Below are 24,957 nucleotides of genomic sequence, written 5' to 3'. Positions count from 1 at the left end.
TATTTTGTAACACTTAAAAGTTCAATATAGGGTAGAGATGTTTCAGTTTGATTCGGGCATCGACAGTCTTAAACTGCCAATTGACGCTCTTTTGAGTGGCGTTCCTCTCGGCATTCCAAGAAGCAATCTCTTCATTCAACTTTTCAATGCTGTCTATGCGCCTTTTCGACAGGCACTGGTTTCCCAGGGCTGAAAGTTCAATTTCAGCGATGTCCAGCCAGCTCCCATGTTTGGGAGTATGATGTATCTCAAGGCGTTTAGCCAGCCGAAGAGCCTCTTCCGGTTCAAACGCTTCATAAAGCGATGCGATATTATGGGTGTTGAGATTATCGCATACAAGGACCACCTGCTCAACATCAGGATAGTGCATGTCAAGCATCCACTTGATGCACTCTGCCCAGTCTGTTCTGGTCCTCTGCCGTTTAGCTTCAGCCTGTCGCCATCCGGCAAGAGGCTCGGTGAAAAGGAAGATGCTGCAGGTGCCGTTTCTCACATACTCGTTGTCTTCGTAGCGTATGCCGGAACTGTTGGACGTAAAGCCTTCCCTGGCTTCCGCCAGCAGCTGCACCGGCTTCTCGTCCATGCATACGACCGGACGCTTCTCATCATACGGCCGGCTGTAAACCTCAAGGACATCCTCCATCGCGGCAACAAAGGCTGCATTATGGTCGGCCGGGATGCACCAGCACTTTTTCAGGTGAGGCTTATATTCGTTTTTTTTAGAATGCGTCCAACCTGTGTGTGCGATATGGAATCGATATACCCCAGTTTGACCGACTTGTCGGCAAGGAGACGGAGTGTCCATTTGGCATATCCCTTGGGCGGATCCCCACATGCGAGGGCTATGATATGGGCTTCGACTTCTCCTGTGACTTTTGCCTCCACGGGTGGAGTCTCCCGCTTCTTCCTCTGAAGCGTTGCGTCGAGCCCCCTCTCCCCATAAGCAGTCCGGACATTCTGAACTGTAGTGGACGATGTGTTGAATGCAATCGCAGCTTCTTGCACGGTCATGGGACTTTTCCCGTTCTTGTCCACCGCAAGAAGAATATTGGCCCGAAGGATGGTCCTTGCCGGCATCTTGCCGGACTTTACAATCTTGGTAAGTTGCTTGCGCTCCGTTGCAGACAGACTTACCTCGTACTTCTGGATAGGCATAATCGTATCGTGTTGTATGTGACGCGGCAAAAGATACGATTATTCTTTGTTTTATGCAATATTTAGATGTTACAAAGTACTAGTGTTATTTTTACACTACAAATATACAAAAAAAATATCGCTATGTTATTCTTTTTCAAGCAATTATTTTATATCGAACTTACGTTATTTACAGCACTAAGATAGGTGAAATTTCTGACATGGCAATGTCCTGGGCAACTTTTTGTCGCTCAGGACATTAAAAAAGTTATAAATTATAGTGCTGCGGAATTAAGGAATAAGTTGTGCAATTTTGATTTCACCTTCCCAAACCCCGTCTAGGTTTCAATACACCCCTTCGTCCCAGCTTATTAACGACTTCTTCCAAAGTGTACGCTTGATACAAACTTTTTTCCTCGTCATAGCGCTTATTTATGCTCGTAAAACTCGACCATATAGACGAAAACGGGCAAAGGGATTCTGAGTCTATATCACCCTTTTCGTTGACAATGCCACATTTGTTGGCTCCTGTTAAAGGACTACCTGAAATGAAATGCACGAGCCATCTCGTTTTATCCTCTTTGAATATCGTGGCTATTTCACAGTTTAGCCACCATTCAAGATACACACCCAAAGTCGGACGGTTAAACCCAGCTGTTCCCGTATAGGCCAAACCGTTCTGGATGGGTACTGGGCAAAGAAACATGCGACTATCCGACATAATTCTGTCTTTGTTTTGAAGAAACAAGAAGGCATTATTCAGGAATAGTTTTTTCTCCTTCTCTTTCTCCTTGTCAGTTTTTGACGCAGCATCATGTCTATGCTTTGACTTCCCAATAGATAAATATTTGCCTGTAGTGTCAAGCCTCATTTCATTGTCCACCCTTGCTTCTGTATGCTTCAAAGGATAGCAGTCCAGTATTGCGCCATTTAATAAAGTCATTGTTCCTTTTGTCATTTCCTCTTTTCTTATTGCCCCTCAAATAATCTCCGTCACAATCCCCAGCTTCAAGGCTTCCTCAGCCGTAAGAAACCAGTCCTTACGATTCTGGACCACATCGTTAAGCTGGGCATCCGTGATGCTGGTCTTTTCCTTGATGATTCTAAAAAGCATGTCATTGATACGAGAGGCTTCGGCCACCGTGTCTTCCATTTCTCTCAATGAGCCAATGGAAATTCCTTGTACCTGATGAATCATGAAGGTTGTATTGCGGTAGGCCTTGCGAACTTTAGAACCAAGCGCAACCACAATGCCCATCGACATGATTTTGCCCGTGCATATCATTTCTATTGGAGTTTTTGAAGCCTCAATCACATCGTGGAGAGCCATTCCATCATAGCACGTTCCACCGCCCGTGGAAAGGTAAAATCTGATTGGCGTGAGGAGTACTACAGCTGGCTCCTGACGGTTCTCAATCGCCCATTGACGGCATTTCTCAGAATAGTCAAGGTCGTTAGCGTTGATTTTTGCAATATCCTTGATGGCCGCTTCGACTGTTGTGTTTTTGATTTCACCAAAGAAAGTAACTATCTTTTCTTTGGGTTCAAGTTGTTTGATTTCCATTAGTTTCCCTCCTATGACTCAAATCTTTAGCAATTCATATCGGCCATACTTGCCTCCAGCCGCATTTGAAAACCGCACCCTCCGAAACGCTTCCTGTGTTTTCTCAGTGTGGTGCAGATGTCCGAAAAGATGATATTTCGGTCTTACATCCATTACACGCTTGTAAAGAGTATAGTCACCATAATTGATACCGTCCTGTTCATCGAGAATGCCTAATGGAGGTTGATGCGTAAGCAGCACATCCGTATCAGCAGGGATGCGGCCAAACAGCTCAGGGAAGTTGCCGTCAAGGTCGTCCTGCAAAAACATGGGCACACCGTAAAACTTGATGCCGTCAATGGTGATGCCATCATTGCAGAGATAATGCATATTATCTGGCAAGCCTTCAATGTTGGCACCATACAAACAATTGTCATGGTTGCCTGCAATGAAGATCTTGTGCTTGTAAGGCAGCTGGCCAAACCATTCGATGAAGTCCTTGACTTCCTCTTCGATGCCGTCTTCAGTGATGTCACCCGTATGCACGATGACATCGGCATTAGGCAAATCTTTCAGGATCTGATGCTTGCCGTGAGTATCAGAGATATGTAGTATTTTCATGTTTATTCCTTTGTGTTAGTTAAATCTATTGTCGTTTCGTCAGTGACAGCGAGAACGGAATAACTTTGGAAAAGCTTTTTATACTTTTCGGGCATTTCCGTGTGTATGGGAACGATGCATTTCGGCTGAACATGCTCGACAATCTTTTGTAGCGATGCCACGTCAGCATGGCCGCTGGTGTGGATGTCAGGCAGTTTCTGCCTAAGCTCTGGCTTATCTTCAATCCAAGCCTTCAGACGATTGATTTCACTTTTGTCTTGCTCCCAGTATTGCGCCCAAATAGAATTGGTCAGACAAACCTTAGTCTTCGAGATGTACCTGTTGAGGTCGCCAATAAGTTTAGGGCGATATAGCAGCACATATTTTGAAGGATTCACAGGCAAATCCGTTTGGTCTAATTTCGTTGCCCCTCTACGCAGGTCAAGGACCAATTGTCTGTCTTTCTCAAACATCCAACTGGTAAACGACCATGGGAAATAAATCTCCAAACTTGGGAATGTTTTGTTAGGAATGCTTTGCCGATTCTGATGAGCAAGCTCCAAGGCATACGCAGCGTAGGGGTCTACACCTAAAACGCGGTTGGTTCTGACACAAGCCCTATACAATGCAACGATCCTATCGATGTTTTGAGAAGAGCACCACACAAGATGCAAACTATCCGAATTGGAAGAGAACTGTTTGACAAACTCATTCTCAATGGCCGTTTCCGTCTTTTGCCTAACGCCCCTGCCCAAATTAGTGCCTTCCAAAAAGAGATAATCCACGTTTTGAGGAAGGTTTTTGTATAGCACACCTTTCTTCCCGTGCAGTCTGATGTCACCGCTATAAAGGATACGTTTCCCGCACGCTTCGAAGAGGAACGCACATGCCCCAAAAGCTGAATGGTCAACGTCGTATTTCGTGACACGAAAGTCTTTAACAGTCACCGTGTCTTCGATAGGATGAATGTCTAGATATTCCGTGAGGTCTTCGCCAAACATCCCTGATATTTTCATCAGCTCAGCGGTTTCCTTCGTGGCGTAAACCTTGGTGCCTTGTGGAGCCTCATTGAGCAGCCCGTAATGGTCTGCATGGTAGTGGCTGAGGAAGACAGCGTCGCAGTTTTGAAGCCATTTTCGTGCATTCTCACGAATCTCATTTTGGGTCTCTATGTCTTGCTCATCGTAATCCAAGGGCAAGCCGCAGTCGATAAGTATCCTGGCATTGCGTGTCGCAAGCTCCACGCAGTTCCCACCGATTTGGTGGGAACCACGGTGAATTATGAACTTTATATCGTTTTGATTGCTATTCATGTTCTTATTCAAATAATGAGATCTATTTTAGTTCTTTTAATTCACTATCTTTTCCGAAGAATTCGTAATCTTCTTGGTTTTCGGTCAAAGATTTACATACAATAATCGCATCAACATCTCCTTTTTGTTTTTTAATCCAATTGTTATTAGTAATTTTTTGCACAAATCTATTCAGAGTTGTTTTATCCATATTTTCAAAAACATTGATAAAGTATCTTATTGCCCCAAGCCCTTCTTCTTTATTCCATAATTTACATAAATCTTTAGCATATGCGTGGGGAGATGCAGACTTAGACTTAAACTCAACAATGGCAATGATTTGTTTCTTTTCATCTTGAATTGTAAGGTCAAAATTTCCAGATTGGCCTTCATTTCTTACCGGTTCACAATCTTTACCTTTGTCTGAGAATTTGTATCTGCTTTTTGTAGGCGTTTCAATTGAATAGTAAAAGCCTGGGGCCATAATTTTATTGAGCTGCTCAATAAAGATGAACCTTAATTCTTGCTCGCTAATCCTAATTTTGTCATCCGAATCCGAATTCTTCCTCTTGTTGTTTTGATAAATTGGGATGATTAGTTTAGTTTCTTTTGAAAAACCATTCTTTTTTAGTTCTGTTAGGATTTCGAAAGACTTTTCGATAGCATTTTTAATTGAATTTTCAATTTTTTCCATGGTATAAAATTATTGCAAGATTAAACATTAATTTTCATTCTGCAAAAATAAAGACATTCTTTGTATTGTCTAAAAATTCGGCACAGAGTTCGTCATAATAGTCCTTTTGTTGTTGCTTTTCGCCACAAGTACGGAGATAGACCTACACCATTTATCGTATATTCAAGTGCGCTTTCTTCTGTGATTGAATGATTTCCACGAAGTTTCTCAATAGATACCATTTTCTTCAAGTTTTCACAAATTGCTTCATTTACCGCATAAAGAGTTTTGAATGGCATACCATATTTGAATTCTTTTCCTATTACCGTGAAATTGCCATCTGCATAAGACGTATCTTCCCAAGTGTCGCACTCGTCATTTTTGATATAGTCATTGGCTTGTTTGCTATACGGAAGTGTTGGATCTTGTTTTGAATAATACTCACTGTGAATCATGCCTTTTTCATTCAGTACACTAAACACAAATGAGGCTTGCTGTTGCTTGCCACATATCTTCTTTGCCAGGTCAAGCGAAATGTTGAATATGGCGTATGGGTGATAAAAGTTCCCGAAATTTTCCATCGCTGGAACGCAGGCATAGCCTCCGCTCTTAATGATTGAGAGCGGAGAACGCCTTGCCTTTGGATTGAGCTGATTTATTGTCCGTTGACCATTAAGGCCCATTGAATCCAAAACCACAATGGTACGAATGCCGTTGATGCCACTTTTTTTCATTGCTTTTTTATTGTTCCAAAAGATATTGAAAATCAGCATCCTTGACCACTTTTTTGAACTCGGCGACCACGTTTGGCAACTTCACGATGGGCTGGCCGAGGCGCGCTGTCACGGTGCCGAAGTTGGTAGCCTTCACCCATTCCACCACCTTGTTGCGGACTTCGTTGTCAAAGTAGAGCTTCACCTGCAACGGGGTCTTGATTTCGGCAGCGTTGGCAAGGGTGCTGTCCAGTTGGCCATTCTCAATCGGGTTCTCCATGGTGATGCCGAGCACGTAGGGCACGATGGACCCGATGAGCGACCCTTTGTCGGCCTCGGGATTCACTCCCATTTCAGTGCGGATTCCAGTCACCATTTTGCCCAAGACAATCATTCCCTCGGCCAGTCCTGCAGCGCAGATGGCGTCCATTTCGGCGACCACAGCGGGGTGGTCGGTGCCCAACTCCGGGAAGCGGTTGCGGATTTTCATTTCAAGTTGGGTGCGGAAGGCGTCGATGTTGGCGCGGGCTTCCAGTTGTTGCTTTCTTTTTCTCTCTTGTTCTTTGTGGGATTTTTTTGTACTCATGGTGCGTTTGTTTTTAAATTTCGCTATACAATACGATTGGCAGTAATGCAATCTTTACAAGAAAATTGCAAAACGCTATAAGACAGTAAGATGATAGCTATATATTTATGTGCGTAAAAGCTGTGCGTAAAAGTAATAATTCAGCTTTTCTGATACTGTCTTGCGTTTAACTTTTCAGCATTTCGTCCAACCATAACTCAAAATAGTATGGATATTTCTTGATGGCCCAACAGAAGGCGCGTAGCGTAGAAATGTCATAACGTCTTTCCTCAACGGCGATGAGACAAATGCGCTTGTAAGCATCCTCAACCGTTTCGCCTTCTTGTGCAAGCGTTAACCCGCCGCAGATGTCCCATTGACCGTAATACTCAGGGTCGTATTCCTTACATAGCAGAGGCATCAGGTTAACCAATGGCTCTTCACTTTGTTCTTTTGTGAAAGGATTGTTGCTTTGTTCAGGAAGGCGGTGATATAGCCATTGCTCAGCAGCGGTATAAACCGTGGTTCGCATACTAAGGCTAATCCCGCATTCTTTCATGTAAGCTTTGGTCAGCAGACGCAAAGCTTCAAAGGCATCCATCTTTTCGCCTTCTTCGGCGTACTTTTCAAATAGTTTCTCGGTTTCTGTCATAACATTGTTTTTAATTCATGATAAAATCCCTATGATGATTAAAATAGCCAAAATAATGACGACCGTGATGATGAGGTTTTTGATAAACCTGCCCACTCTTTGAGCAAAACTCAGATTATCTTCTGCCTCGTCGGCACTCGTCAGATTGTTTTCGCCTTCCAGCGCGCATTTCTTGGAACAGTAGTACCTCCTGTTCCATCGAGGGCCACCAGTGTACCCTTTTCCATCGGGGAAATACTTCCCACACCATTCGCAATTTGCCATATTTCTTTCTGTTTAAATTAGACTTTGATTTTTAGGGGTGTCTAAGTCCCCGAAGGGACTCAGACGTTGTAAATCCTGACAATTTTATTCTGTGCTTGGGCTTTTCGGATGGTGTCCCAAGTGCCTTTGCTCGATGCCGTGACAAAGGCGAGAATGATGTCAGAGTTTTCGACAATAGTCGTGTTTCGTTTCAGAGGAGCGCCGCGACCGTAGAGGCCATAATCAGGCTTGAATTCTTCCAGCGGATAGCTGTGTTCCGAAGCGTATCGGGCGGCCAGCGTATCCGCGCCTTTGGCACCACCTGAAACAATCTTTTCGACTTTAATCTTGGTTTTTTCGACAAAGTTGTCGACTGTTTCGGCCAGCAGAGAGTAATCCAAGAACTCTCTGGAGCCAACGATTCCCAATCTCATTTTTCAGTATTTTAAAGAACAAATGTTTTTTGAAACAAGATACTAATACGAATAGCCTCATCGCATTGAAATCAATTTGATTGTAAATCGCTAAGAAACAGCATACTAATAAGTAAAAATATAAGTGCGTAAATTATGTGCGTAACAGAATAATTCTCTATCTTTGCACGCAAAACCCAATAGATATGTCAGTCAGTTTTACCTTGGAGAAACGCACCAACTTGCATGATGAAAGTCCCATCAGGATTTCATGGAGCTTTATGGGAGAACGTGTCCAATCAACATTAGGGATTTCCATCAAGAAAGAAGATTGGAACGAGAAAAGCAGATTGGTGAAAGCCGATGCGCACAACCACAACGGGCAAAACGCCGATGAGATCAATTTCCTCATCAAGCGCATCAGCATGGTTGTGATGGATGTTGAGCTTGCTTGTATAGAAAACCAGTATATTCTTGGCAAGGATATGATGAAGCAAGCCATCAGCGATGCCTTGTCTAAAGACATAGCCCGTCCGGAGGATATATTAGAACGCTGTTTGCAAGGCTTGAAATCTCTGCCTGAGATAAAGACAAGGTATTATAAAGACCTGGCTGGTAGATATTATCAGTTTCTATGCGATGCCAGAGACTTTTATATACTAGGTGATAAATACTACATCCTCCAAGAACTATTTGGAGCGCACGAAAGAGTTGCCGTTCCAATCAGCAAGTTTAAGCCAGAAAGAGAAAAGGGAAGTATGTATCCCATTACAAAATTCAAGGAAGTGAGCAAGGAAGAGGCGTTTGGCCGATAGAACTTATCACCAGTGTAAAAGCAATCTGAGAAACAAAACAGGGCGGAATCAAATCCGCCCTGTTTTGTTGTTTCTATAACGAAGTTCTTGTTATTGTAGCATTTTCCTTATCATAATAGGTGTAATGCAATTCTAATTTCATTTTTGAACCTGGCACAGCAAGAACTCTTTCTTTATGCATGAATTCAGGCACGGTTCCATCTCCTGGGTCAGGCATAAGAATTGAAACGTTGATTTTCTCATTCCCATGTTTTTCACCGCTATATCCACAAAACTCCCAAAACTTATCTTTAGCTTTTGTGCCACATAACTCTACAATAAAAGTTGCATAAGCAATTGCTTGACAAATTACTTTTTCTGGATTTTCTCCTTTTGTCTTAAACTCATCTTTAAGCTCAAATATAGTTAATACTCTATTTCTACGAGCCAAAATATCTATTCCACCACCTTTTTGGGGAGCATATTTAATTTCAGATGTACTCGCTGTTAACGGTGTAGTTAATTGGAAAAACAAATCACTATCACCAATTGTGACTGGTTGTATTCCACAAAGAGACTTGTCGCTATGTTCTTTGAAAAATTCAACTAAAAGTTGATTCTCATACTTATGCTCTTGATGCCCCTGCTTTTCTGGGTGACTCTTATAATATTTTCTAAACTCTTTGGCTTCAACTGATTTTTTCCAGTCGTATCCTTCTTTCCCACTTGGTAGACAAATACTCTTTGGATATCCAATAAAGTATTTTTCATTACAATTGTTTTTATATTGTTCTTCGCTAATGTGAAGTGTAACCTTACCTTCTTTTGATACATTAACGCTTCCCACACTTTGCCCTTGATACCTTAGGTCAAAATCACCTGAATTATCTTTGGCTCTACCAATAGTGAAATAAACATTAAGATTTCCCCATTTATGAAACAGTTGTCGCTTTTCGACAATCGAAGGTATATTTTCAACTGATTTTGTCAAATAATTGACATAACGCTCTTGCCAGTCTTTTGAATTCTCTTTTAGAATTGTTTGTGTTCTGATAATTACTTCTTCGGGTGTCATCCTGTTGTCATTTAAGTTGCGACAAAAATAGTAATTTACTCCTTAGTACATGACAAAAATTTCAAGAAGAGCAAAAAAACGGAAAAATCCGGTGTTTTTTTTAGTTAAAGCACTTGCATAATATCTTGGAAATCAGTAACTTTGAAGAAAATTTCCTATGTTTTCCATAGCTACTGATTCCAAGATACGGCGCAAAGATAGCGATTTATTCGACATACTGTGCAGTCATTTCGGCAAAACAATCAACTTGGCACGGATACGCTTCATGGCGCTGCTGATTTCGGCTCTGTGCAAGATGCAGACCGTCAGCTTCGGCAGGCTGGCGCTGGCTTTCGGCGGTGCGGCGGAAGCTTCGTCCAACATGCGACGCATACAGAGGTTCATGTCGGGCTACGCCCTCGACCTCTCGCTCATCGCCCGGTTCATCTTCCGTCTGCTTCCGCACGACGGTCCCTACACGCTCTCGATGGACAGGACGAACTGGCAGTTCGGCAGTTTCAAGATCAATGCGCTGGTGCTCGGCGTCACTTACGAAGGCGTGGCTTTCCCGCTGCTGTTCAGGCTGTTGCAAAAGAAAGGGAACTCCAACACGGAGGAACGGATAGCCATCATCGAACGCTACATCGCGCTCTTCGGCAGGGACTCCATAGACTGCCTCGTGGCCGACCGGGAGTTCGTCGGGGCCGACTGGCTGGCCTACCTCAACGTCAGGCGCATCCGCTACCACATCCGCATCAGGGAGAACTTCTGGGTCACAAAGCCGGGCACGGGAAGCAGGTTCAAGGCATCGTGGGCTTTCCTGGGCCTGAGGGCCGGGCAGTCGAAGAGCCTCGACGGCATATACGTCGTCAACGGACAGATGTGCTATCTTTCGGCGGCAAGGATGAAGGACGAAGACGGTGTCCCCAAACTCCAGATACTGGTGTCCTACAACCGCCCCGACGAAGCTGCCGAGACCTACAGGATGCGCTGGCAGATCGAGACCTGCTTCAAGTCCATGAAATCCAGCGGGTTCAACATTGAGGACACCCACCTGGCTGACATCGAACGGATTGAAAGGCTCTTCGCCATCGTCACCATCGCCTTCCTCTGGGCATACCTGGTCGGAATCTCCAGAGACAGACTGGTCAAGAAAATCAGAATACTCAAGAACGGGAGAAAGGCCGTGTCATTCTTCAAGTACGGCCTGGACTACATCGCCGAGTGCATAATGAACCCTAATCATATACCTAAATTCGACATCTTTCAAATTTTGTCATGTACTTAGTAAAATGACAATGATTTTCGTGTGCATGTGATGCATAAAGTGTAATTAAGATTAAAAGAAAGAAGAGATATGCAAGATGTTGGAATTCATTAAGTTGAATTTCGATAAGCGAAGTTTGGAAACGATAAATGTGCGCATTTAACATTTTAACGTTTTAACATCTTGCCGACCATAAGGGGAAAATGTCTTTTTTCATTTTTCTAACTAGGGAAATTTTTTTCTCTAACTAGGGAAATCATTTTGGGCTCTGGGAACGTCCCGAAATGTTAAATGTTAAAACGTTAAATGGATGGATCGCTGACTTCAATGAAGCCTTTGGCCTTTCGGTATATGCTAGGTCGAGAAGTGTATTACTCCTAAATCAATAAGTTAAAAATTGTGTTTAATTGTATGTTGTTGCCAAAGTTTTTGTTTCGTGGAATGTGAAAAGTGACATTTTTTTTGTTTCCAAAACCAATAAAACCTTACTTTTGCCAAATAAACACAAACCATATATTAATTAAGGTATAAAAGGAAGAGACAGAAAGACAATCATTTTGACATACTGAATAAGCGTTAGCTTTTATTCGTGAGTTTCCGAAACTACCACTTTCAATTGCCTCACAGAATACAAGTTGATGCTTGCGTTTTGCGCAGGCAGAAATTGTATTGGGGCAGGGGTGTGGTAGCCCTCGGAAACTATACAATGGAAACCTGCGCTTTTTCATTGTAGGCAGAAAACATTGTAAATAACGCAATGAAACATTGTAAACAATGCAATGATAGATTGCTGGAAAACAGTCGGCTAATTGTATTTTTGCAATGATAACGAAATGAGGATAAAAGGATGGAATCAGAAGAATACCACATAGGCAATGCGATAAAGGCAAAGCTGAAAGAGCAGGAACGCAGCGAGGCATGGCTGGCCCGCAAGGTGCATTGCGACCCAGGCAACTTCAATCGCATCCTGAAAAAGCCCTCTATGGACATGGACCTTTTGCGCCGCATTTCCCTCTCCTTGAATTTCAATTTCTGTTACGAGTACTCGGTTGTGGTTGCCGACCAGCTTTTGCAAAAGAATGCTTGAAAAATAGGAGTAATCAGTCACTTTTGGAATTTTTGTCATTGTAAAAAATGCAATGGTTTGTTGTGAAGAACGCAATGATTTGGAACCCTTGTTTCGGACTTCGGATAGTAATTTTGCAATGTTATTTTGCGAGAAAAATTAGCGATATGCTTGATACGATGACATTGCCAAAATGGATAGATGACTTGATATTTGACACTTTGGGAGCGAAATATAAGCCTTCGTTTTCGGATATGACAAATATTTATGATAGTCGTGAGGAAACTCTTAATTATCTTGGTACTTATTTTCCGAGAAGTTACGCAGAGGCGTATTCGATTTTTTCTGATTATTTCGGCAATTATTTCCCCGAATGGCAGAATCGTGAAGAAATATCAATCTTTGATTTTGGCTGCGGAACAGGAGGGGAGATTATTGGTTTGCTGACAGTGTTAAGTGAAAAATTCACAAAGTTGAAGAAAGTCAGAATTGTTGCTTTGGATGGCAATCAGAATGCGCTATTGAAATATGAGCAGATAATGGGCATAATGCAAGAAAACATTCAATTTCAATGCCAGATAGAAAATCACCCCGCGGCAATATACATTGATGATTTCTATGATTTGAACATTCTTAACGAAGTGATGAATGAGCAATTTGACATTATTATGTCATTCAAAGCTATTTGTGAATTTGTCACCGAACAGCAATTTGAACAGAAAAACCCATACGAGCATATTGCAAAGTTTCTTCTCCCCAAACTAGGCGAAGATGGCATTCTGCTTTTAGAAGATGTAACCACATATAGTCATACTTCTCAAGAGTGGCTGCCGAAGATGATGGACAAAGGACTGAAAGTAGCTAATTGTAAGATTGTTATGCAAAATGAAGGATATAATCAAACATATACAATAACCCATTCTCACAAGTCAAATGATAAAAGCAAAGTGGCTTGGAGGATGATAAAACGATAAAAATATGGAAGATGAATTTTATATTGATTATGCTAAATTAGATGCTGGTCAAAAGACTTTGGTTGATAAGGAAATTGATCCAGATAGAGTGTTTATTGATAAAAAAAATCTATCTATGGTAGTGACGGGAACCGCAGGTAGTGGGAAATCGTTAATTGCAATACATAAAGCAAAACAAGTAGCTGCTTTGACGGACTCATACTTAGTAATCGTTTATACCAAAACCTTGAAAAAATATTTTAAAGATGGGTTTGCTAAAGATGATGAAACGGTAAATAATAACGGAAAAAAGTATGGAAAAGTTAATCCAGAGAAAGTGTTTCATTATGCTGATTGGAAAAAGCTTGAAAACAAGTCCAAGGTCAAATATTTGATAGTTGATGAATGTCAGGATTTTTCGAAAGAAGAAATAGATGAACTGATTTCATATGCCGATATTTGTTTCTTCTTTGGAGATACCGATCAGTCTATAATGGGTTTCAAGAAACAAACACAAGATGTTGACGCTACAGCTCATGTATTGGGGTTTCGTAGACCAACAGAATTGTATAAAAATTACAGATTAACAATAGAAAACGCTTCTTTGGCGGAAAAAATCGGAAAGGTTGAGGACGTTGTGGAAAAATGTGTACGTCATGGAGAAAAACCCGAACTGATAGAGACATCATCTATAGATGCTCAGTTAGATGAAATAATAAGGATAAAGAAGAACAAAACTTTAAATAGTGTTGGAATTTTGATGCCGTTTAATACAAAAGAAAGGGCTCTTTCAGCAAAGAAGAATGGTTATATTTCTGCTGCTGAGCCAGAAAAATTATCCGTTGAGTATGTGAAGGATTATTTTGTTTCAAAGGGGGAACCAATAGAGTATAAATATAGTGCCGATATGGATACGGAAATGGATTTGAACTTCCATTCTTCAAACGCCAAGGTGATGACGTGGTGGTGTGCAAAAGGTTTGCAATTCAAGGACGTGTTTATTCCTAATTGCCAAATTAATTATGGTGATGATAAACGAAGTGCTTTATATGTCGCAATTACTCGTGTGAGTGAAAATCTTCATTTGCTCTATAGTGGAAATCTTAGTGCTCGATTTCCACAAAAGGGCTCAAATCTTTATAAAAGTAATAATGTGGATTATTCTGTTTTTCAATAGTGAGCAATATGAAAGCATACATCATAACATCAAGTCTTAACATTGATAATGTTTTGTCTTCAGAAAGCATTTCACCTGTTTCTTTGTATCAAAGTAGTACATTTGGATACAAGTGTTTTGAAAAGATAAAAGGATTGGATTTTCCTGATGACCAAATTGTTTTGTTTGGTTTTATCCCTTATTTTGAGATAGTGGATTCTGAAAGGAGCAACTATCCTATTGTTTTGGAGATAGAGGATGATTGCCAGTTAAACGATTCATCTTTAAGGGATGTCAGTGATCGCATTTTTGTAACGGGAAAAACAATATATGTTAACCCCTTCAATTGTAGGATATTGTTTTTCTCTTCCAGTGCTATAAGAGAATTAGATTTGAAATGTTCTGATAGTAAAACCAATAAGTTATATAAATTTTATCATAAATCATTGATAGATAAGAAATCTGCTTTTGATATTTCAAAGACTGATTTGTCGCTTCTGCAAGACGTTTGTCAAAACAGAAACGATGATTTAGCAATTGAGGCAGACCGTATTAATAAGAGGAAAGGTTTTCTGTATGCTTGGTATTTGGGCAGTGGAAAAAGTGTCAAACCTGAATTTGCTAAAATGAGAGCTGTCGAATTGGAAATGTGCGATTACATCTCGGCTATGAAGAATAATAATAGTGAACAATATCGTACTAAACTTGAAGCGCTTGATGCAGAATATAAAAAATATGATCCAAATATTAGTTTGGCAAATTCTTTATGGGAAGAAAAGGTTTTTTCGTTTTGTTCAAATAGAGCTGAATTTGACAAATTCGTTGAACAAGTTGGTGGTGAAAAATTATTGAAAAACAACTTTTTGAAATTCAATAATATTAGTGTGCGTAAATCTATACCTGTAGATTCTTATGACGAATATGAATCTGAATTGATCCGTTATACAGAATTTCTGTGTTCAAAACAAACCAGTTCTTACGAGTTATATGATGAAGGTGGCGTGTCTGACACTTTGTTCAAGAAACTCGTTGCTCATATTATCAACGGTAAAATTTCTCTAGAAACAGTAAGATTGGATAGAATAGGTGTGACTATGGATTTTGTCAAACAAATAAAATTCTTTGTTGAGGAGAATAATCGCCAATGGGGTGATAGCGAGGAATGCAGTTATTTGAAGTCTCTTGTGATGAACATTAATGAAGCCCTTCCTTTTGATTTTTCTGCAACAAAGAATATTGTGCTTAAGTCAGTAGCAGCCTTTTTGCTTAAGGGTAATGATTATGGTGATATGATGTCGTATTTGCAATATAATGCGATGGAAGATTATCGGTATGTTTTAGGTTTTTGGGGTGCGGCTTGTGGATATGTGGATATGTCGAGAAGCATTACTAAATCTTTGTTTGAATCAGATGATATTGATCGAATAGAAAATGTTTACAAGCACATATATTATCAGTTGCACGGCTATGATTTGCAAGGCAGTTTGGATAAATTGAATGCCGCTTCTGCGATTTCGAGTAAAATGAATGAGACTAAAATTGAAGAAGTGGCCGTAATAATTCCAGAATGTCTTCAATCCCTTTTTGATTTAGATGATTTCAATAAAATGAAGCCGGAAGCGCGAAACTGGTATAAAGAAAAGACGTTGGAATTGTGGCAGAACTTTGGACAAATTAAAATTACAAAGGGATTTGTCAATGAATTGAAAAAATTATCATCTGACCCTATGGTAAAAGGTACGAAGGGCAAGTGGAAAGACTGTGTCAAATTTTTGGAACCAAAAAAAGAAACGAGACAAAAACAAAATGATTTGTTCAATCAAGACAGTATGATTCGCAGATTGCCTTGTTGTAAAGATTTGAGTGAGGATAGATTATCCCAGTTGGAATATTGGTGGGATATTGCTTCAAGTAAATACCCGGAAAAAAAAGATGAGAGAATAAGCTATTTTATCAATCTTTGTAGAAAAGAAGGCGATGGTCGAAGCAGATCATCTTATCAGGCGTTGTTTGGTTTTTTTACTTCTGAAATTGCGGAACAATTTAGGAAAGAACTAAAAGAACGAGATTAGAATTTGAAAAACTAATATCTTTGTCGAGAAAAGCGTTTTTATTCGAAAAACGAATTGTTTATGCTAAATAAAACCCTAATACAACTTCCTTCTGGCGAAAGTGTCGAAGCTCAAGCTCCCGTTATCATTTCGGCTTCGCGTAGTACTGATATCCCCGCTTTTTATGCGCAGTGGTTCATCAATAGGCTAAAGGTTGGATATGTGGTCTGGTACAACCCTTTCAATAGGCAGAAAACATACGTTTCGTTTAAAAATTGTAGGGTGGTGGTCTTCTGGACAAAGAATCCCAAGCCAATTATACCCTATTTGCATGAATTAGATGAGCGTGGCATACATTATTATTTTCAGTATACGCTGAACGATTATGAACCGGAGCGTTTTGAACCTAATGTGCCACCACTCTGTGAGCGTGTCGAGACTTTTAAGGAATTATCAAATAAGATAGGAAAAGAAAGAGTGATTTGGCGTTTCGACCCTTTGATTGTCACTCCTCTGCTTTCGCCTCGTGATTTGCTCGTCCGTATATGGCATATCGGGAATCAGATAAAGGGCTTTACTGATAAACTCGTTTTTAGTTTTATTGACATCAATGGTTATCGGAAGGTGCAAAGCAATCTCGTAAAGGAAACTCCGTTTTTTGAAAAGGAAACTGTTGGCCAAAACGAATTGTCCGAAAGTCAAATGAATGTAATTGCCGATGGTTTGGTTAAGTGTAGAGAACGATGGGAACAAGAGGGATGGAATGTTTCGTTGGCTACTTGTGGAGAAATGATAGATTTGCAGAAATATCAAATTGAGCACAATCGTTGTATTGATGGGGAGTTGATGAAAAGGTTATGGCATCAGGATAAGGAATTGCTTTATTATTTGTATTATGGTGATTTGCCCGATGCGATGTTTGGACTGGATTTCAATCAGCCGCCTTTGTCCCCGGAAAAGTTAAAGGATAAAGGACAACGTAAAGTGTGTGGCTGTATGGTAAGTAAAGACATTGGAATGTATAATACTTGCCGTCATCTTTGCGTCTATTGTTATGCGAATACTTCAAAAGAATCGGTTTTAAAGAACGAGGCAAAACATAATGATGTAAGTGAAAGTATTATTGAGTGATTGCCGTTTGGTAGTTTTTGCCCAAACAGACAATCTGATTTTTGCTGCAATTTGATTTACCCAGTCCTTATTGCAGAAAAACCACCATTACCATCATTTAGAATTCCAACCAGGGTCATAAGGAAATAACACCCATAACTCGCTTAAATGACTTGCCCAAATCATAGGAATAACTTGCCCAAGTTAATGCAATGACTTGCTCAAGTCATTGGAAGCAGACCCTGGTATAAATAACCTTAGTCGGAGATCATTTTTGCCCGTTACAGCAGGTTCTCGAAGTGCGGAGAGACTGTGAAAGTGTCTAATTGCCTAAAATGTGCTATAGTCAGCCATAACTCTTAAAAATCGGACTTATGGCTGGTTATGGTGTTTTTTTATCGTTTTAAGAAAACTCGATGGATAAAATCGCGAAAGAAATGTGGCAATAGGAGTTTCCGTTTTTCGGAAAAATGTGTAGTTTTGCACAAAATTAGTTTCAGATGCGTACTTACAGGATAAATTTGCGAAAAGAAGAGGAAGGCGGCTATACGGTTCTGGTTCCTGCGTTACCAGGTTGCATAACATACGGCGAGACTGTTGATGAAGCCATAGAAATGGCAAAGGAAGCTATTGAATTGTATGTTGAGGAATTGCAGGATCATGGCGAAATGGTGCCTGATGATAGTAATATGTTGGAGTATTCCTTGAATTTTGCTATATGAATCTAAGCCCTGATTATCTGATAAAGCTTCTTGAAGAAAACGGTTTCGTGTTTAAAAGGTCGAAAGGCTCTCATCAGGTCTATTATAATTCGATTTCAAACAAGACAATTGTCGTCCCTTTTCATAATGGTAAGGATTTGAAAAAAGGGACATTTATGTCTATTGTGAAGCAAGCTGGAATAGAAATTTAAATGCTTTTGGCGAAACCGTATAATCCAGCCATAGTTCGGGGAAAATCGGATATATTGCTGGTTATAGCGGGTTTTTTACTGATTTTGGTGGAACTTCTTGCCAGTTATAACTGCTGTCCGTTTGCTGGACAACAATGATAACTTTACAACAAAAAAACGAAATCATTGAAATGATTCTTTCAGCACTTCCCAAACCAGACTTGGCTCAAAGCCTTTCTGAATGGCGTAGGCAGCCAGTTTTTGTTTGGCCTCGAAAGGCGTTGCGGCCTTGACTTTCTTGGTTTTGAGGATTTGCTCTAACTTCTGGCGGTAAAGGTCGCCGTCATATTCCGATAAGGCATTGCTGATGAGTTCGTCGGCAATGCCTTTTCGTTTTAGGTTGTATCGGATTTTGTTCACGCCCCAGCCGCTTTGGTTGATTTTCCCTCTTACGAAACTGCGTGCAAAACGTTCATCGTCAACGAAACGATTGTCGATGAGGTAATCAAGGATTTCCTTTTTGTCAGTTTCGGAAATGTCGAAGGTCTTCAGTTTGTCCGTCACATCTTTGGTGCAACGTTCCTGATAGGCGCAGTATTTCGCCATTTTGTCGAGGACTTGATCGGGTGTAAGCGGTTTTGTGGGCATCAACGATTCAACAATTCAACAAAAAACAATTCAACAACTCAGCAGTCAATCTTCATGTCGCCCAATTTAATCCACCCGATTTTGCGTAATATTTCGCTGAAAATCAAGGATAAGACGGCTGGTAATACAAAGCACACGAGCAACATGCCTAACCACATATTCAGGCCTCCTTCGGGCATGGCGGTATAAATGCCGATAGGGCCGACCAAGCCGCAGGTGCCCATGCCGGCACCGATAGGAATGTTCTGCAAATGAAAGACACAGGTTGAAATCGGTCCCGTGATGGCGGCTGCCAAAGTAGGCGGAATCCAGATGCGCGGGTTTTTGACTATGTTGCCCATTTGCAGCATGGAAGTGCCTAAGCCTTGTGCAACGAGTCCGCCCCAACGGTTTTCACGGAAGCTAATCACGGCAAAGCCAATCATTTGTGCGCAGCAACCTGCCGTGGCCGCACCGCCAGCCAGTCCGCCCAAGCCAATGGCAAGGCAAATGGCGGCCGAACTGATGGGCAAGGTGAGCACCATGCCGATGACCACCGAAACGATGATGCCCATCAGGAAAGGCTGCATCACGGTGGCTTTTTCGATGAAAGCGCCCAAGGCAGTCATTACGGCATTGATAGTTGGACCGATGGCAAAGGCAATCAGCACACCGCTAATGATGACCGTTGCTGGCGTCACCAAAATATCGACTTGCGTCTCCTTATAGACCATTTTGCCCAATTCGATGGCCACGATGACGGCAATGTAAGCACCCATCGGGCCGCCCAATTCGTTTCCTGCAATGCCAACGGCAATGGCACTGAAAAGCACCAAGCCTTTGCAGCCCAAGGTGTAAGCTATGGCGACGGCAATGGCGGCACCTGTGGCTTGCTTGGCATATTTGGCAATGGTGGCGAAAGCCTCAATGTTGGTCTTGTCGCCAATGGTCTGGAAAATCGTTCCGATGAGCAGAGAGGCGAACAAGCCTAAAGCCATTGCGCCCAAGGCATCGACGAAATAGGCTTTCCAGGTCATATCGACGCCTTTGCGCGAGCAGAAATCTTTGAATTTGGACATGATTAGGGATTTTGGGACAATTGGACTTTTTGACAATTAGACGATTGGACTTTTTGACGGCCTTTTTTGAGACCGTCATTTCCGCGCAGGCGGAAATCTAATTATTAAATGCGGGACTACGGTTATTGTCAGCCATAATCCCGCAATTACTCGTTATCAATTAAAATTCGATGGCTTCAATGCCTTTTTCGGCCATGAAATTTGGAAGAATTTCGTTGTCGGCAACAGCTGCAACACAGTTGGTGGCGACGCGGATTTTTTCGGCTGGATAAAACTCAAGAAGGTCTTTCAAGGTTTCATAGACGCAATAGTCGGAAGCGATGCCGCAAATGTCGATGCCGGCATATTCTTCGGCCTTAATCATTTCCTTGATGTGTTCGCACGACTTTTGGTTTTTCAGGATGGAGAATTCTTCCACATCGGCCTTGTCGCCTTTGGTAAGATATTCGACTTCGATACCATTTACATGTTCAAGTTCATCTTGAAGGTCAGGATAAACTTTCGATCCTTTGGTGTCTCGTACGCAGTGAGGTGGGAATACACCGCCTTGCTCAACGAAAGAGCAGTGGTTGGCAGGATGATAATCTTGGGACACGAAAATCCTGTCGTAGTTTCTTGCCAGACCGCTTTGGAAAGCCTCGATGAGATTATCCATGGCTTCGCATCCGCCATTGACGGCTAAGCTGCCCGTGGTGAAATCGATTTGCGGATCGACGATGAGGAGCAAACGCTTGGCTTGCTTCACTTCAGTTGTAGTTTCCTCTTCAGGTTTCGCTTCTTCATTTTTCTGATTTTTGTTGCCGCAGCCAGCGAAAACCATGGCCACGATGAGCATTGCTGCTCCGAAAATGTGTTTTTTATTCATTTTATGTTGTTGTTAGAATTTACGCTGTTATTTCCCAAGATTCAGGGAAAGGAATGTTGTTTGCTTTGTAATAAAGAAGGATTGGATCATAGTCCAAATCGTCAGACCAAGTCAGAGTGTGCAACTCCGGATGAATGTATGCGCTTTTAAATAAATTGATGTCATTCAGTGCGTTATATGGCTTGATGGAATTGATTTCTTTTGCAAAATCGACGAATCCTGAAGTCCCATCTTTGAATGTGACTTTCAGAATGAAATCGTGTTGATATTCAATTTTTTCCAAATCGTAGTTCATGATAATCAGTCTAAAGGTTTGATTTTGATAATTTCTCCATTATGGGATTTATCCCAACATTCTTTCAACTCCGTTTGATGCATCTTTGCCCATTCTGCGACTAAACCGAATATTTTTGGCGGCAAGTCTCCAATAAGTATGCCAAGATTGTCAATTCTGATGGCAGCTTCATATTCATTGTAGCGGACATGAAAATGTGGTGGGTTATGTTCGCTGAAATTCATTGTTATGATAATTCCTAAAAATCTACTTATTTCTGGCATGATGATTATTTTTCGGCAAAAATATTATTTTTTGTTTAAAGATGAACAAGTTACTTTCCAAACAGCCTTTTTATCAAATCGGTATGACCCATGCGGCGCAGACTGTTTTTCACCCATTCGCGGTTTTCGGGCTTGTACCAGAAAAAGAAGCGTTGCTGGGCCAGCTTTTCGTCTTTGGTCTTGGGCACGAAAACAGGTTCCAAAGTGTAGGGATTGTAGCCTGAGTAGTAAATCTCGGTGGCCAAAGTCATAGGTGTTGGCGTGAAGTCTTGCACTTGTTCCAAATGGTAGCCGAGTTCCTTGGTCTTCACGGCCAAATCGGCCATGTCTTCCAGATAACAGTCGGGATGGGAGGAAATGAAATAGGGTATAAGTTGCTGTTTTAGGTTTTCCTTTTCATTGATGAGGTCGAATTTCCTTTTCAGTTTCACGAACATGTCGAATGATGGCTTGCGCATTAGTTTCAGCACGGCATCGGAGGTGTGTTCGGGGGCCACTTTCAGGCGTCCGCTGACATGGCGCGTCACCAGCTGGCGGAAATATTCATCGTAGCCCATGGCTCGGTTTTCCTCGGCACTGCTTTCGTGCAGGAAAAGGTCGTAGCGGATGCCCGAACCGATGGTAGCTTTCTTGACTTTTGGATGCTGGTCAACCTCTTTGTAGATTTCCAAAAGCGGATGATGGTCGGTGTTGAGGTTCTTGCAAACCGTTGGCTGCAAGCAAGTTGGCCGTGCGCATTTGGCACAAAGGCTTTCATCTTTGCCTTTCATGCGGTACATGTTGGCCGAAGGTCCGCCCAAGTCGCTGATGTAGCCTTTAAAGTCTTCCATTTCAACGACTTTTTCCACTTCTTTCATGATGGATTCCTTGCTGCGTGAAGCGACGAATTTGCCTTGGTGCGCAGAGATGGTGCAGAAGGCACAGCCGCCAAAACAGCCGCGATGCAGGTTGATGGAATGGCGAATCATTTCGTAGGCCGGAATTGTGCCGCGTTTGGCATATTTCGGGTGCGGCAGTCTTGTGTAAGGCAAATCAAACGAAGCATCAATTTGTGCTTCAGTGAAAGTCGGCAATGGTGGATTGATGATAAGCCTTTGACTGCCAACTTCCTGTATTAGCCGTGCAGCAATTTTCTTGTTCGATTCCTCTTCAATGTGCTTGAAATTGGAAGCGTATTGTCGTTTGTCTTTCAGACAGGTTTCGTGCGAGACCAATTCGATGGTCTGACCATTAAAATCGGGTAGGGGAGTGCTCTTGTCTTGCAGGAAAAACGTCTGCTTGATGTCGGTCAGTTCGTTGATTTTCCTGCCTTGCTCCAAGGCCTTGGCAATTTCAATAATGGTGATTTCGCCCATGCCGTAAACGCCCAAGTCGGCTTTCGAATCGACTAAAATGCTGGGCTTCAAGGTATCCGACCAATAATCGTAATGCGTCACGCGGCGCAGCGAGGCTTCGATGCCGCCGATGACGATGGGCACATCGGGATAGAGTTTTTTCAGGATGTTGCAGTAGGTGACGGTTGCGTAATCGGGGCGGAAACCGGCTTCGCCGCCTGGCGTGTAGGCATCGTTTGAGCGGAGGCGCTTGTTGGCGGTGTAGTGGTTCACCATCGAATCCATGCAACCGGCGGAAACGCCGAAAAACAGGCGCGGCTTGCCGAATTTTCTGAAGTCGCGGAGGTCATCGCGCCAGTTGGGCTGCGGAATCAAGGCGACACGATAGCCGGCGTGTTCCAAGACGCGCCCGATGACGGCAGCGCCAAAGGCCGGATGGTCAACGTAGGCATCGCCCGTGATGAAAACCACATCCACCTCGTCCCAGCCGCGCAGGTCGGTCTCTTTTTTCGTTATCGGGAGCCAGTCTAATAAGTTCATCGTTTGATATTTTATGCAAAGGTAGTAATAAATTGTGAATGGACAATTTGACTTTTGGACATTTGGACATTTAGATATTTGGACTTGCAGACAATAAAATTGCGAGATACTTAGCTCACTGAGCTTGTCGAGGTGGCGGCTTTATTGTTTGCCTTTTGGACTTTTTTGACATTTTTTGCCTTTCGTATGTTTTTTTCTCTATCTTTGTTGCGAAATTAATTACTCACTAAATACTTTGCATTATGAAAAAGACATTAGCTTTTCTTTTGGCCTTTGGCCTGTGCGGAGTGCTTCAGGCCCAGACTCCGCCTATCTCGCATCTCGACATTAACAACATTCGGGCTACCATCTTGGGCAATGGCTCCATTATGCCGCCTTCGGAATGGTCTTACCAATCGGGCCAACCCAACCCTTGTCCGTGGTATGAAGTGCCGCAAGGCAGCGGCTGCCAGACATTTTTTCAGTTTTCGTTTTGGTTTGGCGCAGTGGATATTGCCAATCAACTTCATCTTTCGGGAACGTATTACAATAATATGGGTAGGGATTTTGTGATGGGGCCTTTGAGACAGGATTATGGCACAAACGACCTTATGACCCAAATGAAATACATGCGCATTTGGAATCTTACGCGAACCGAAATCGAACAGTTCATCGCTCATCATGGCGATAGTGGTTACGAGATTCCCAAGGACATTCTCGAATGGCCGGCTCATGGTGATGAAGGCTTTGCCCCGAATCTGGCGCCTTTTGTCGATGTCAACGGCGACGGGCGTTATGTGCCTGCCGATGGCGACTATCCCGACATCAAGGGCGACCAGTGCCTGTTTTTCATTTTCAACGATGCGTGTGAGCATACGGAAACCTTCGGTCAGAGTATTGGCCTTGAAGTTCATGCCATGGTGTATGCCTTCGATGCTCCCGAAGATGAAGCCATCAATAACACCATCTTCTTCAACTACAAGTGTTTCAACAGGCGCGCATCTGAATATTCATTGTGCTATGCTGGTTTGTTTGCCGATTTTGATATTGGTGATGGTTATGACGACTTTATAGGTTGCGATGTGCAACGCGGTTCGTTCTATGGCTATAACGCTACTCCTACGGATGGTGAAGGCCAGCCTTTTGCATACGGTAGTAATCCTCCCGTGCAGGTTGTAACGGTGTTGGCAGGTCCGCGCGTGGAAGCCGATGGCCGCGATAATCCTGCTTTCGATGGCGTTGGCGAACATCTTTTCAACGAGGAGTTTCCTAACGACAAGTTCGCCTATAATGGTATCAATTTCGGCAATGGCATTGCCGATGACGAACGTCTGGGGCTGTGCAATTTCTGCTATCAAGCACAATATAATGAGCATTTTCCCAAATATGTCAATGATTATTATAACATGATGCGCATGAGGGGCGGTGATGGTTCAACTGTAGGGTATGGGTGCGATTATTCCGGCCCAGCATGTCATTTCATGTATCCGGGCGATTCGGATCCGGTCAATTTAGGCACGGACGGTATTGCCCCTCAAGATGGTTTCAATACTGAAGGAAAATATTGGACTGAAGAATATTGCGATAAAGATCCATATGACCGTCGTGGCGTTGGCTCAATGGGACCTTTCAATTTAGGTTATCAGGAAATGCAGGAAATCGATTTTGCACTTACCACAGTGTGGAAAAACGAAAGCCAGTCGGCTATGGAACGCCGAGGCGAATTCATCGACCATGTCAGGGAGTTTTTCTTCAATGGCCTGAAAAAGTAATATGAAAGTTTATTGTTTCAAATTCAAAGAAT

29 protein-coding genes are annotated in these 24,957 nt (G+C 42.3%); 10 read left to right on the top strand and 19 right to left on the bottom strand.

Going from position 1 to position 24,957, the window contains the following annotated elements; all coding sequences use genetic code 11:
* Positions 1-13: 13 nt before the first annotated feature.
* From AC06MN_RS06680 to AC06MN_RS06625, 12 genes are all read right to left on the bottom strand, one after another.
* On the bottom strand, positions 14-805 hold the full coding sequence (locus AC06MN_RS06680) for an IS630 family transposase (RefSeq protein ID WP_475671577.1): 792 nt from the start codon (positions 803-805) through the stop codon (positions 14-16).
* Positions 694-1,155 carry a helix-turn-helix domain-containing protein gene (locus tag AC06MN_RS06675; protein ID WP_475671576.1) on the bottom strand — a complete coding sequence of 154 codons (462 nt, stop codon included), beginning with the start codon at positions 1,153-1,155 and terminating at the stop codon, positions 694-696. The genes AC06MN_RS06680 and AC06MN_RS06675 overlap by 112 nt, the downstream gene beginning before the upstream one ends.
* Positions 1,156-1,453: 298 nt before the next feature.
* Positions 1,454-2,092, bottom strand: coding sequence for a hypothetical protein (locus tag AC06MN_RS06670; protein WP_475671575.1), 639 nt, complete (start codon positions 2,090-2,092; stop codon positions 1,454-1,456).
* 21 nt (positions 2,093-2,113) lie between these two features.
* Positions 2,114-2,698: an ATP-dependent Clp protease proteolytic subunit gene (locus AC06MN_RS06665; RefSeq protein ID WP_475671574.1), complete on the bottom strand. Its 585-nt coding sequence runs from the start codon at positions 2,696-2,698 to the stop codon at positions 2,114-2,116.
* Positions 2,699-2,716: 18 nt separating this feature from the next.
* The gene (locus tag AC06MN_RS06660; RefSeq protein ID WP_475671573.1) at positions 2,717-3,298 is read right to left on the bottom strand and encodes a metallophosphatase domain-containing protein; all 582 of its coding nucleotides are present in this window, start codon (positions 3,296-3,298) and stop codon (positions 2,717-2,719) included.
* A 2-nt stretch (positions 3,299-3,300) separates the two neighbouring features.
* Positions 3,301-4,602 carry an MBL fold metallo-hydrolase gene (locus AC06MN_RS06655; RefSeq protein WP_475671572.1) on the bottom strand — a complete coding sequence of 434 codons (1,302 nt, stop codon included), beginning with the start codon at positions 4,600-4,602 and terminating at the stop codon, positions 3,301-3,303.
* A 10-nt stretch (positions 4,603-4,612) separates the two neighbouring features.
* A complete protein-coding gene (locus AC06MN_RS06650) occupies positions 4,613-5,263 on the bottom strand; it encodes a hypothetical protein (protein ID WP_475671571.1) in 651 nt (216 codons plus the stop codon).
* A gap of 92 nt (positions 5,264-5,355) precedes the next feature.
* Complete coding sequence (locus AC06MN_RS06645) at positions 5,356-6,015, bottom strand: hypothetical protein (RefSeq protein WP_475671570.1); 660 nt, start codon at positions 6,013-6,015, stop codon at positions 5,356-5,358.
* Entirely contained in the window at positions 5,984-6,592 is a 609-nt protein-coding gene (locus AC06MN_RS06640) for a hypothetical protein (protein WP_475671569.1), read from the bottom strand. The genes AC06MN_RS06645 and AC06MN_RS06640 overlap by 32 nt, the downstream gene beginning before the upstream one ends.
* Before the next feature lie 115 nt (positions 6,593-6,707).
* A complete protein-coding gene (locus AC06MN_RS06635; protein WP_475671568.1) occupies positions 6,708-7,172 on the bottom strand; it encodes a hypothetical protein in 465 nt (154 codons plus the stop codon).
* Positions 7,173-7,187: 15 nt separating this feature from the next.
* Positions 7,188-7,436 (bottom strand): hypothetical protein, encoded by a 249-nt coding sequence (locus tag AC06MN_RS06630; RefSeq protein WP_475671567.1) that lies wholly within the window; start codon positions 7,434-7,436, stop codon positions 7,188-7,190.
* Positions 7,437-7,495: 59 nt separating this feature from the next.
* Positions 7,496-7,849, bottom strand: coding sequence for a DUF2493 domain-containing protein (locus AC06MN_RS06625; RefSeq protein ID WP_475671566.1), 354 nt, complete (start codon positions 7,847-7,849; stop codon positions 7,496-7,498).
* 185 nt (positions 7,850-8,034) lie between these two features.
* Here AC06MN_RS06625 and AC06MN_RS06620 point away from each other — a divergent pair, with 185 nt between their 5' ends.
* Positions 8,035-8,643, top strand: a complete 609-nt coding sequence (locus AC06MN_RS06620) for an Arm DNA-binding domain-containing protein (protein ID WP_475671565.1) — start codon at positions 8,035-8,037, stop codon at positions 8,641-8,643.
* Positions 8,644-8,716: 73 nt separating this feature from the next.
* Here the strand turns inward: AC06MN_RS06620 and AC06MN_RS06615 are convergent, their stop codons facing one another.
* Positions 8,717-9,697 carry a hypothetical protein gene (locus AC06MN_RS06615; protein WP_475671564.1) on the bottom strand — a complete coding sequence of 327 codons (981 nt, stop codon included), beginning with the start codon at positions 9,695-9,697 and terminating at the stop codon, positions 8,717-8,719.
* Between the two features lie 157 nt (positions 9,698-9,854).
* Between AC06MN_RS06615 and AC06MN_RS06610 the strand changes: the two genes are divergently transcribed.
* The 8 genes from AC06MN_RS06610 to AC06MN_RS06575 all read left to right on the top strand — a co-directional run bounded on the left by AC06MN_RS06610 (position 9,855) and on the right by AC06MN_RS06575 (position 18,192).
* Positions 9,855-10,964 (top strand): IS4 family transposase, encoded by a 1,110-nt coding sequence (locus tag AC06MN_RS06610; RefSeq protein ID WP_475671563.1) that lies wholly within the window; start codon positions 9,855-9,857, stop codon positions 10,962-10,964.
* Positions 10,965-11,790: 826 nt separating this feature from the next.
* Positions 11,791-12,030 carry an XRE family transcriptional regulator gene (locus tag AC06MN_RS06605; protein WP_475671562.1) on the top strand — a complete coding sequence of 80 codons (240 nt, stop codon included), beginning with the start codon at positions 11,791-11,793 and terminating at the stop codon, positions 12,028-12,030.
* Between the two features lie 146 nt (positions 12,031-12,176).
* Entirely contained in the window at positions 12,177-12,983 is an 807-nt protein-coding gene (locus AC06MN_RS06600; protein ID WP_475671561.1) for a class I SAM-dependent methyltransferase, read from the top strand.
* A 4-nt stretch (positions 12,984-12,987) separates the two neighbouring features.
* Complete coding sequence (locus AC06MN_RS06595) at positions 12,988-14,139, top strand: AAA family ATPase (protein ID WP_475671560.1); 1,152 nt, start codon at positions 12,988-12,990, stop codon at positions 14,137-14,139.
* Between the two features lie 8 nt (positions 14,140-14,147).
* The gene (locus AC06MN_RS06590) at positions 14,148-16,190 is read left to right on the top strand and encodes a hypothetical protein (protein ID WP_475671559.1); all 2,043 of its coding nucleotides are present in this window, start codon (positions 14,148-14,150) and stop codon (positions 16,188-16,190) included.
* 60 nt (positions 16,191-16,250) lie between these two features.
* The gene (locus tag AC06MN_RS06585; protein WP_475671558.1) at positions 16,251-17,300 is read left to right on the top strand and encodes a DUF1848 domain-containing protein; all 1,050 of its coding nucleotides are present in this window, start codon (positions 16,251-16,253) and stop codon (positions 17,298-17,300) included.
* A 479-nt stretch (positions 17,301-17,779) separates the two neighbouring features.
* Entirely contained in the window at positions 17,780-18,001 is a 222-nt protein-coding gene (locus AC06MN_RS06580) for a type II toxin-antitoxin system HicB family antitoxin (protein WP_475671557.1), read from the top strand.
* Positions 17,998-18,192, top strand: a complete 195-nt coding sequence (locus AC06MN_RS06575; RefSeq protein ID WP_475671556.1) for a type II toxin-antitoxin system HicA family toxin — start codon at positions 17,998-18,000, stop codon at positions 18,190-18,192. Before AC06MN_RS06580 ends, AC06MN_RS06575 begins: the two co-directional genes overlap by 4 nt.
* Before the next feature lie 162 nt (positions 18,193-18,354).
* On the opposite strand, the gene AC06MN_RS06570 is transcribed toward AC06MN_RS06575, so the two are convergent.
* From AC06MN_RS06570 to AC06MN_RS06545, 6 genes are all read right to left on the bottom strand, one after another.
* On the bottom strand, positions 18,355-18,777 hold the full coding sequence (locus AC06MN_RS06570; RefSeq protein WP_475671555.1) for a regulatory protein RecX: 423 nt from the start codon (positions 18,775-18,777) through the stop codon (positions 18,355-18,357).
* 80 nt (positions 18,778-18,857) lie between these two features.
* Complete coding sequence (locus AC06MN_RS06565; protein ID WP_475671554.1) at positions 18,858-19,877, bottom strand: PTS sugar transporter subunit IIC; 1,020 nt, start codon at positions 19,875-19,877, stop codon at positions 18,858-18,860.
* Positions 19,878-20,037: 160 nt separating this feature from the next.
* Positions 20,038-20,742 (bottom strand): isochorismatase family protein, encoded by a 705-nt coding sequence (locus AC06MN_RS06560; protein ID WP_475671553.1) that lies wholly within the window; start codon positions 20,740-20,742, stop codon positions 20,038-20,040.
* A 19-nt stretch (positions 20,743-20,761) separates the two neighbouring features.
* A complete protein-coding gene (locus tag AC06MN_RS06555; protein ID WP_475671552.1) occupies positions 20,762-21,037 on the bottom strand; it encodes a DUF2442 domain-containing protein in 276 nt (91 codons plus the stop codon).
* A gap of 5 nt (positions 21,038-21,042) precedes the next feature.
* Positions 21,043-21,300, bottom strand: coding sequence for a DUF4160 domain-containing protein (locus tag AC06MN_RS06550; RefSeq protein WP_475671551.1), 258 nt, complete (start codon positions 21,298-21,300; stop codon positions 21,043-21,045).
* Positions 21,301-21,350: 50 nt separating this feature from the next.
* Entirely contained in the window at positions 21,351-23,174 is a 1,824-nt protein-coding gene (locus AC06MN_RS06545; protein ID WP_475671550.1) for a YgiQ family radical SAM protein, read from the bottom strand.
* Between the two features lie 242 nt (positions 23,175-23,416).
* Here AC06MN_RS06545 and AC06MN_RS06540 point away from each other — a divergent pair, with 242 nt between their 5' ends.
* Positions 23,417-24,925: a hypothetical protein gene (locus AC06MN_RS06540; RefSeq protein ID WP_475671549.1), complete on the top strand. Its 1,509-nt coding sequence runs from the start codon at positions 23,417-23,419 to the stop codon at positions 24,923-24,925.
* Positions 24,926-24,957 lie beyond the last annotated feature (32 nt).

This window comes from Candidatus Limimorpha sp., from assembly GCF_056203535.1.
Note: the sequence above shows the minus strand (reverse complement) of the source record. Positions and strands in the feature narration are given on the sequence as shown.

Coding starts and splice junctions, on each gene's coding strand:
- AC06MN_RS06645 (WP_475671570.1), bottom strand. CDS start 6,015: ATGCTGATTTTCAATATCTTTTGGAACAATAAAAAAGCAATGAAAAAA.
- AC06MN_RS06675 (WP_475671576.1), bottom strand. CDS start 1,155: ATGCCTATCCAGAAGTACGAGGTAAGTCTGTCTGCAACGGAGCGCAAG.
- AC06MN_RS06540 (WP_475671549.1), top strand. CDS start 23,417: ATGAAAAAGACATTAGCTTTTCTTTTGGCCTTTGGCCTGTGCGGAGTG.
- AC06MN_RS06595 (WP_475671560.1), top strand. CDS start 12,988: ATGGAAGATGAATTTTATATTGATTATGCTAAATTAGATGCTGGTCAA.
- AC06MN_RS06560 (WP_475671553.1), bottom strand. CDS start 20,742: ATGAATAAAAAACACATTTTCGGAGCAGCAATGCTCATCGTGGCCATG.
- AC06MN_RS06570 (WP_475671555.1), bottom strand. CDS start 18,777: ATGGCGAAATACTGCGCCTATCAGGAACGTTGCACCAAAGATGTGACG.
- AC06MN_RS06670 (WP_475671575.1), bottom strand. CDS start 2,092: ATGACAAAAGGAACAATGACTTTATTAAATGGCGCAATACTGGACTGC.
- AC06MN_RS06610 (WP_475671563.1), top strand. CDS start 9,855: ATGTTTTCCATAGCTACTGATTCCAAGATACGGCGCAAAGATAGCGAT.
- AC06MN_RS06650 (WP_475671571.1), bottom strand. CDS start 5,263: ATGGAAAAAATTGAAAATTCAATTAAAAATGCTATCGAAAAGTCTTTC.
- AC06MN_RS06565 (WP_475671554.1), bottom strand. CDS start 19,877: ATGTCCAAATTCAAAGATTTCTGCTCGCGCAAAGGCGTCGATATGACC.
- AC06MN_RS06555 (WP_475671552.1), bottom strand. CDS start 21,037: ATGAACTACGATTTGGAAAAAATTGAATATCAACACGATTTCATTCTG.
- AC06MN_RS06680 (WP_475671577.1), bottom strand. CDS start 805: ATGGACACTCCGTCTCCTTGCCGACAAGTCGGTCAAACTGGGGTATAT.
- AC06MN_RS06620 (WP_475671565.1), top strand. CDS start 8,035: ATGTCAGTCAGTTTTACCTTGGAGAAACGCACCAACTTGCATGATGAA.
- AC06MN_RS06590 (WP_475671559.1), top strand. CDS start 14,148: ATGAAAGCATACATCATAACATCAAGTCTTAACATTGATAATGTTTTG.
- AC06MN_RS06550 (WP_475671551.1), bottom strand. CDS start 21,300: ATGCCAGAAATAAGTAGATTTTTAGGAATTATCATAACAATGAATTTC.
- AC06MN_RS06585 (WP_475671558.1), top strand. CDS start 16,251: ATGCTAAATAAAACCCTAATACAACTTCCTTCTGGCGAAAGTGTCGAA.
- AC06MN_RS06605 (WP_475671562.1), top strand. CDS start 11,791: ATGGAATCAGAAGAATACCACATAGGCAATGCGATAAAGGCAAAGCTG.
- AC06MN_RS06545 (WP_475671550.1), bottom strand. CDS start 23,174: ATGAACTTATTAGACTGGCTCCCGATAACGAAAAAAGAGACCGACCTG.
- AC06MN_RS06575 (WP_475671556.1), top strand. CDS start 17,998: ATGAATCTAAGCCCTGATTATCTGATAAAGCTTCTTGAAGAAAACGGT.
- AC06MN_RS06625 (WP_475671566.1), bottom strand. CDS start 7,849: ATGAGATTGGGAATCGTTGGCTCCAGAGAGTTCTTGGATTACTCTCTG.
- AC06MN_RS06580 (WP_475671557.1), top strand. CDS start 17,780: ATGCGTACTTACAGGATAAATTTGCGAAAAGAAGAGGAAGGCGGCTAT.
- AC06MN_RS06665 (WP_475671574.1), bottom strand. CDS start 2,698: ATGGAAATCAAACAACTTGAACCCAAAGAAAAGATAGTTACTTTCTTT.
- AC06MN_RS06600 (WP_475671561.1), top strand. CDS start 12,177: ATGCTTGATACGATGACATTGCCAAAATGGATAGATGACTTGATATTT.
- AC06MN_RS06630 (WP_475671567.1), bottom strand. CDS start 7,436: ATGGCAAATTGCGAATGGTGTGGGAAGTATTTCCCCGATGGAAAAGGG.
- AC06MN_RS06660 (WP_475671573.1), bottom strand. CDS start 3,298: ATGAAAATACTACATATCTCTGATACTCACGGCAAGCATCAGATCCTG.
- AC06MN_RS06635 (WP_475671568.1), bottom strand. CDS start 7,172: ATGACAGAAACCGAGAAACTATTTGAAAAGTACGCCGAAGAAGGCGAA.
- AC06MN_RS06615 (WP_475671564.1), bottom strand. CDS start 9,697: ATGACACCCGAAGAAGTAATTATCAGAACACAAACAATTCTAAAAGAG.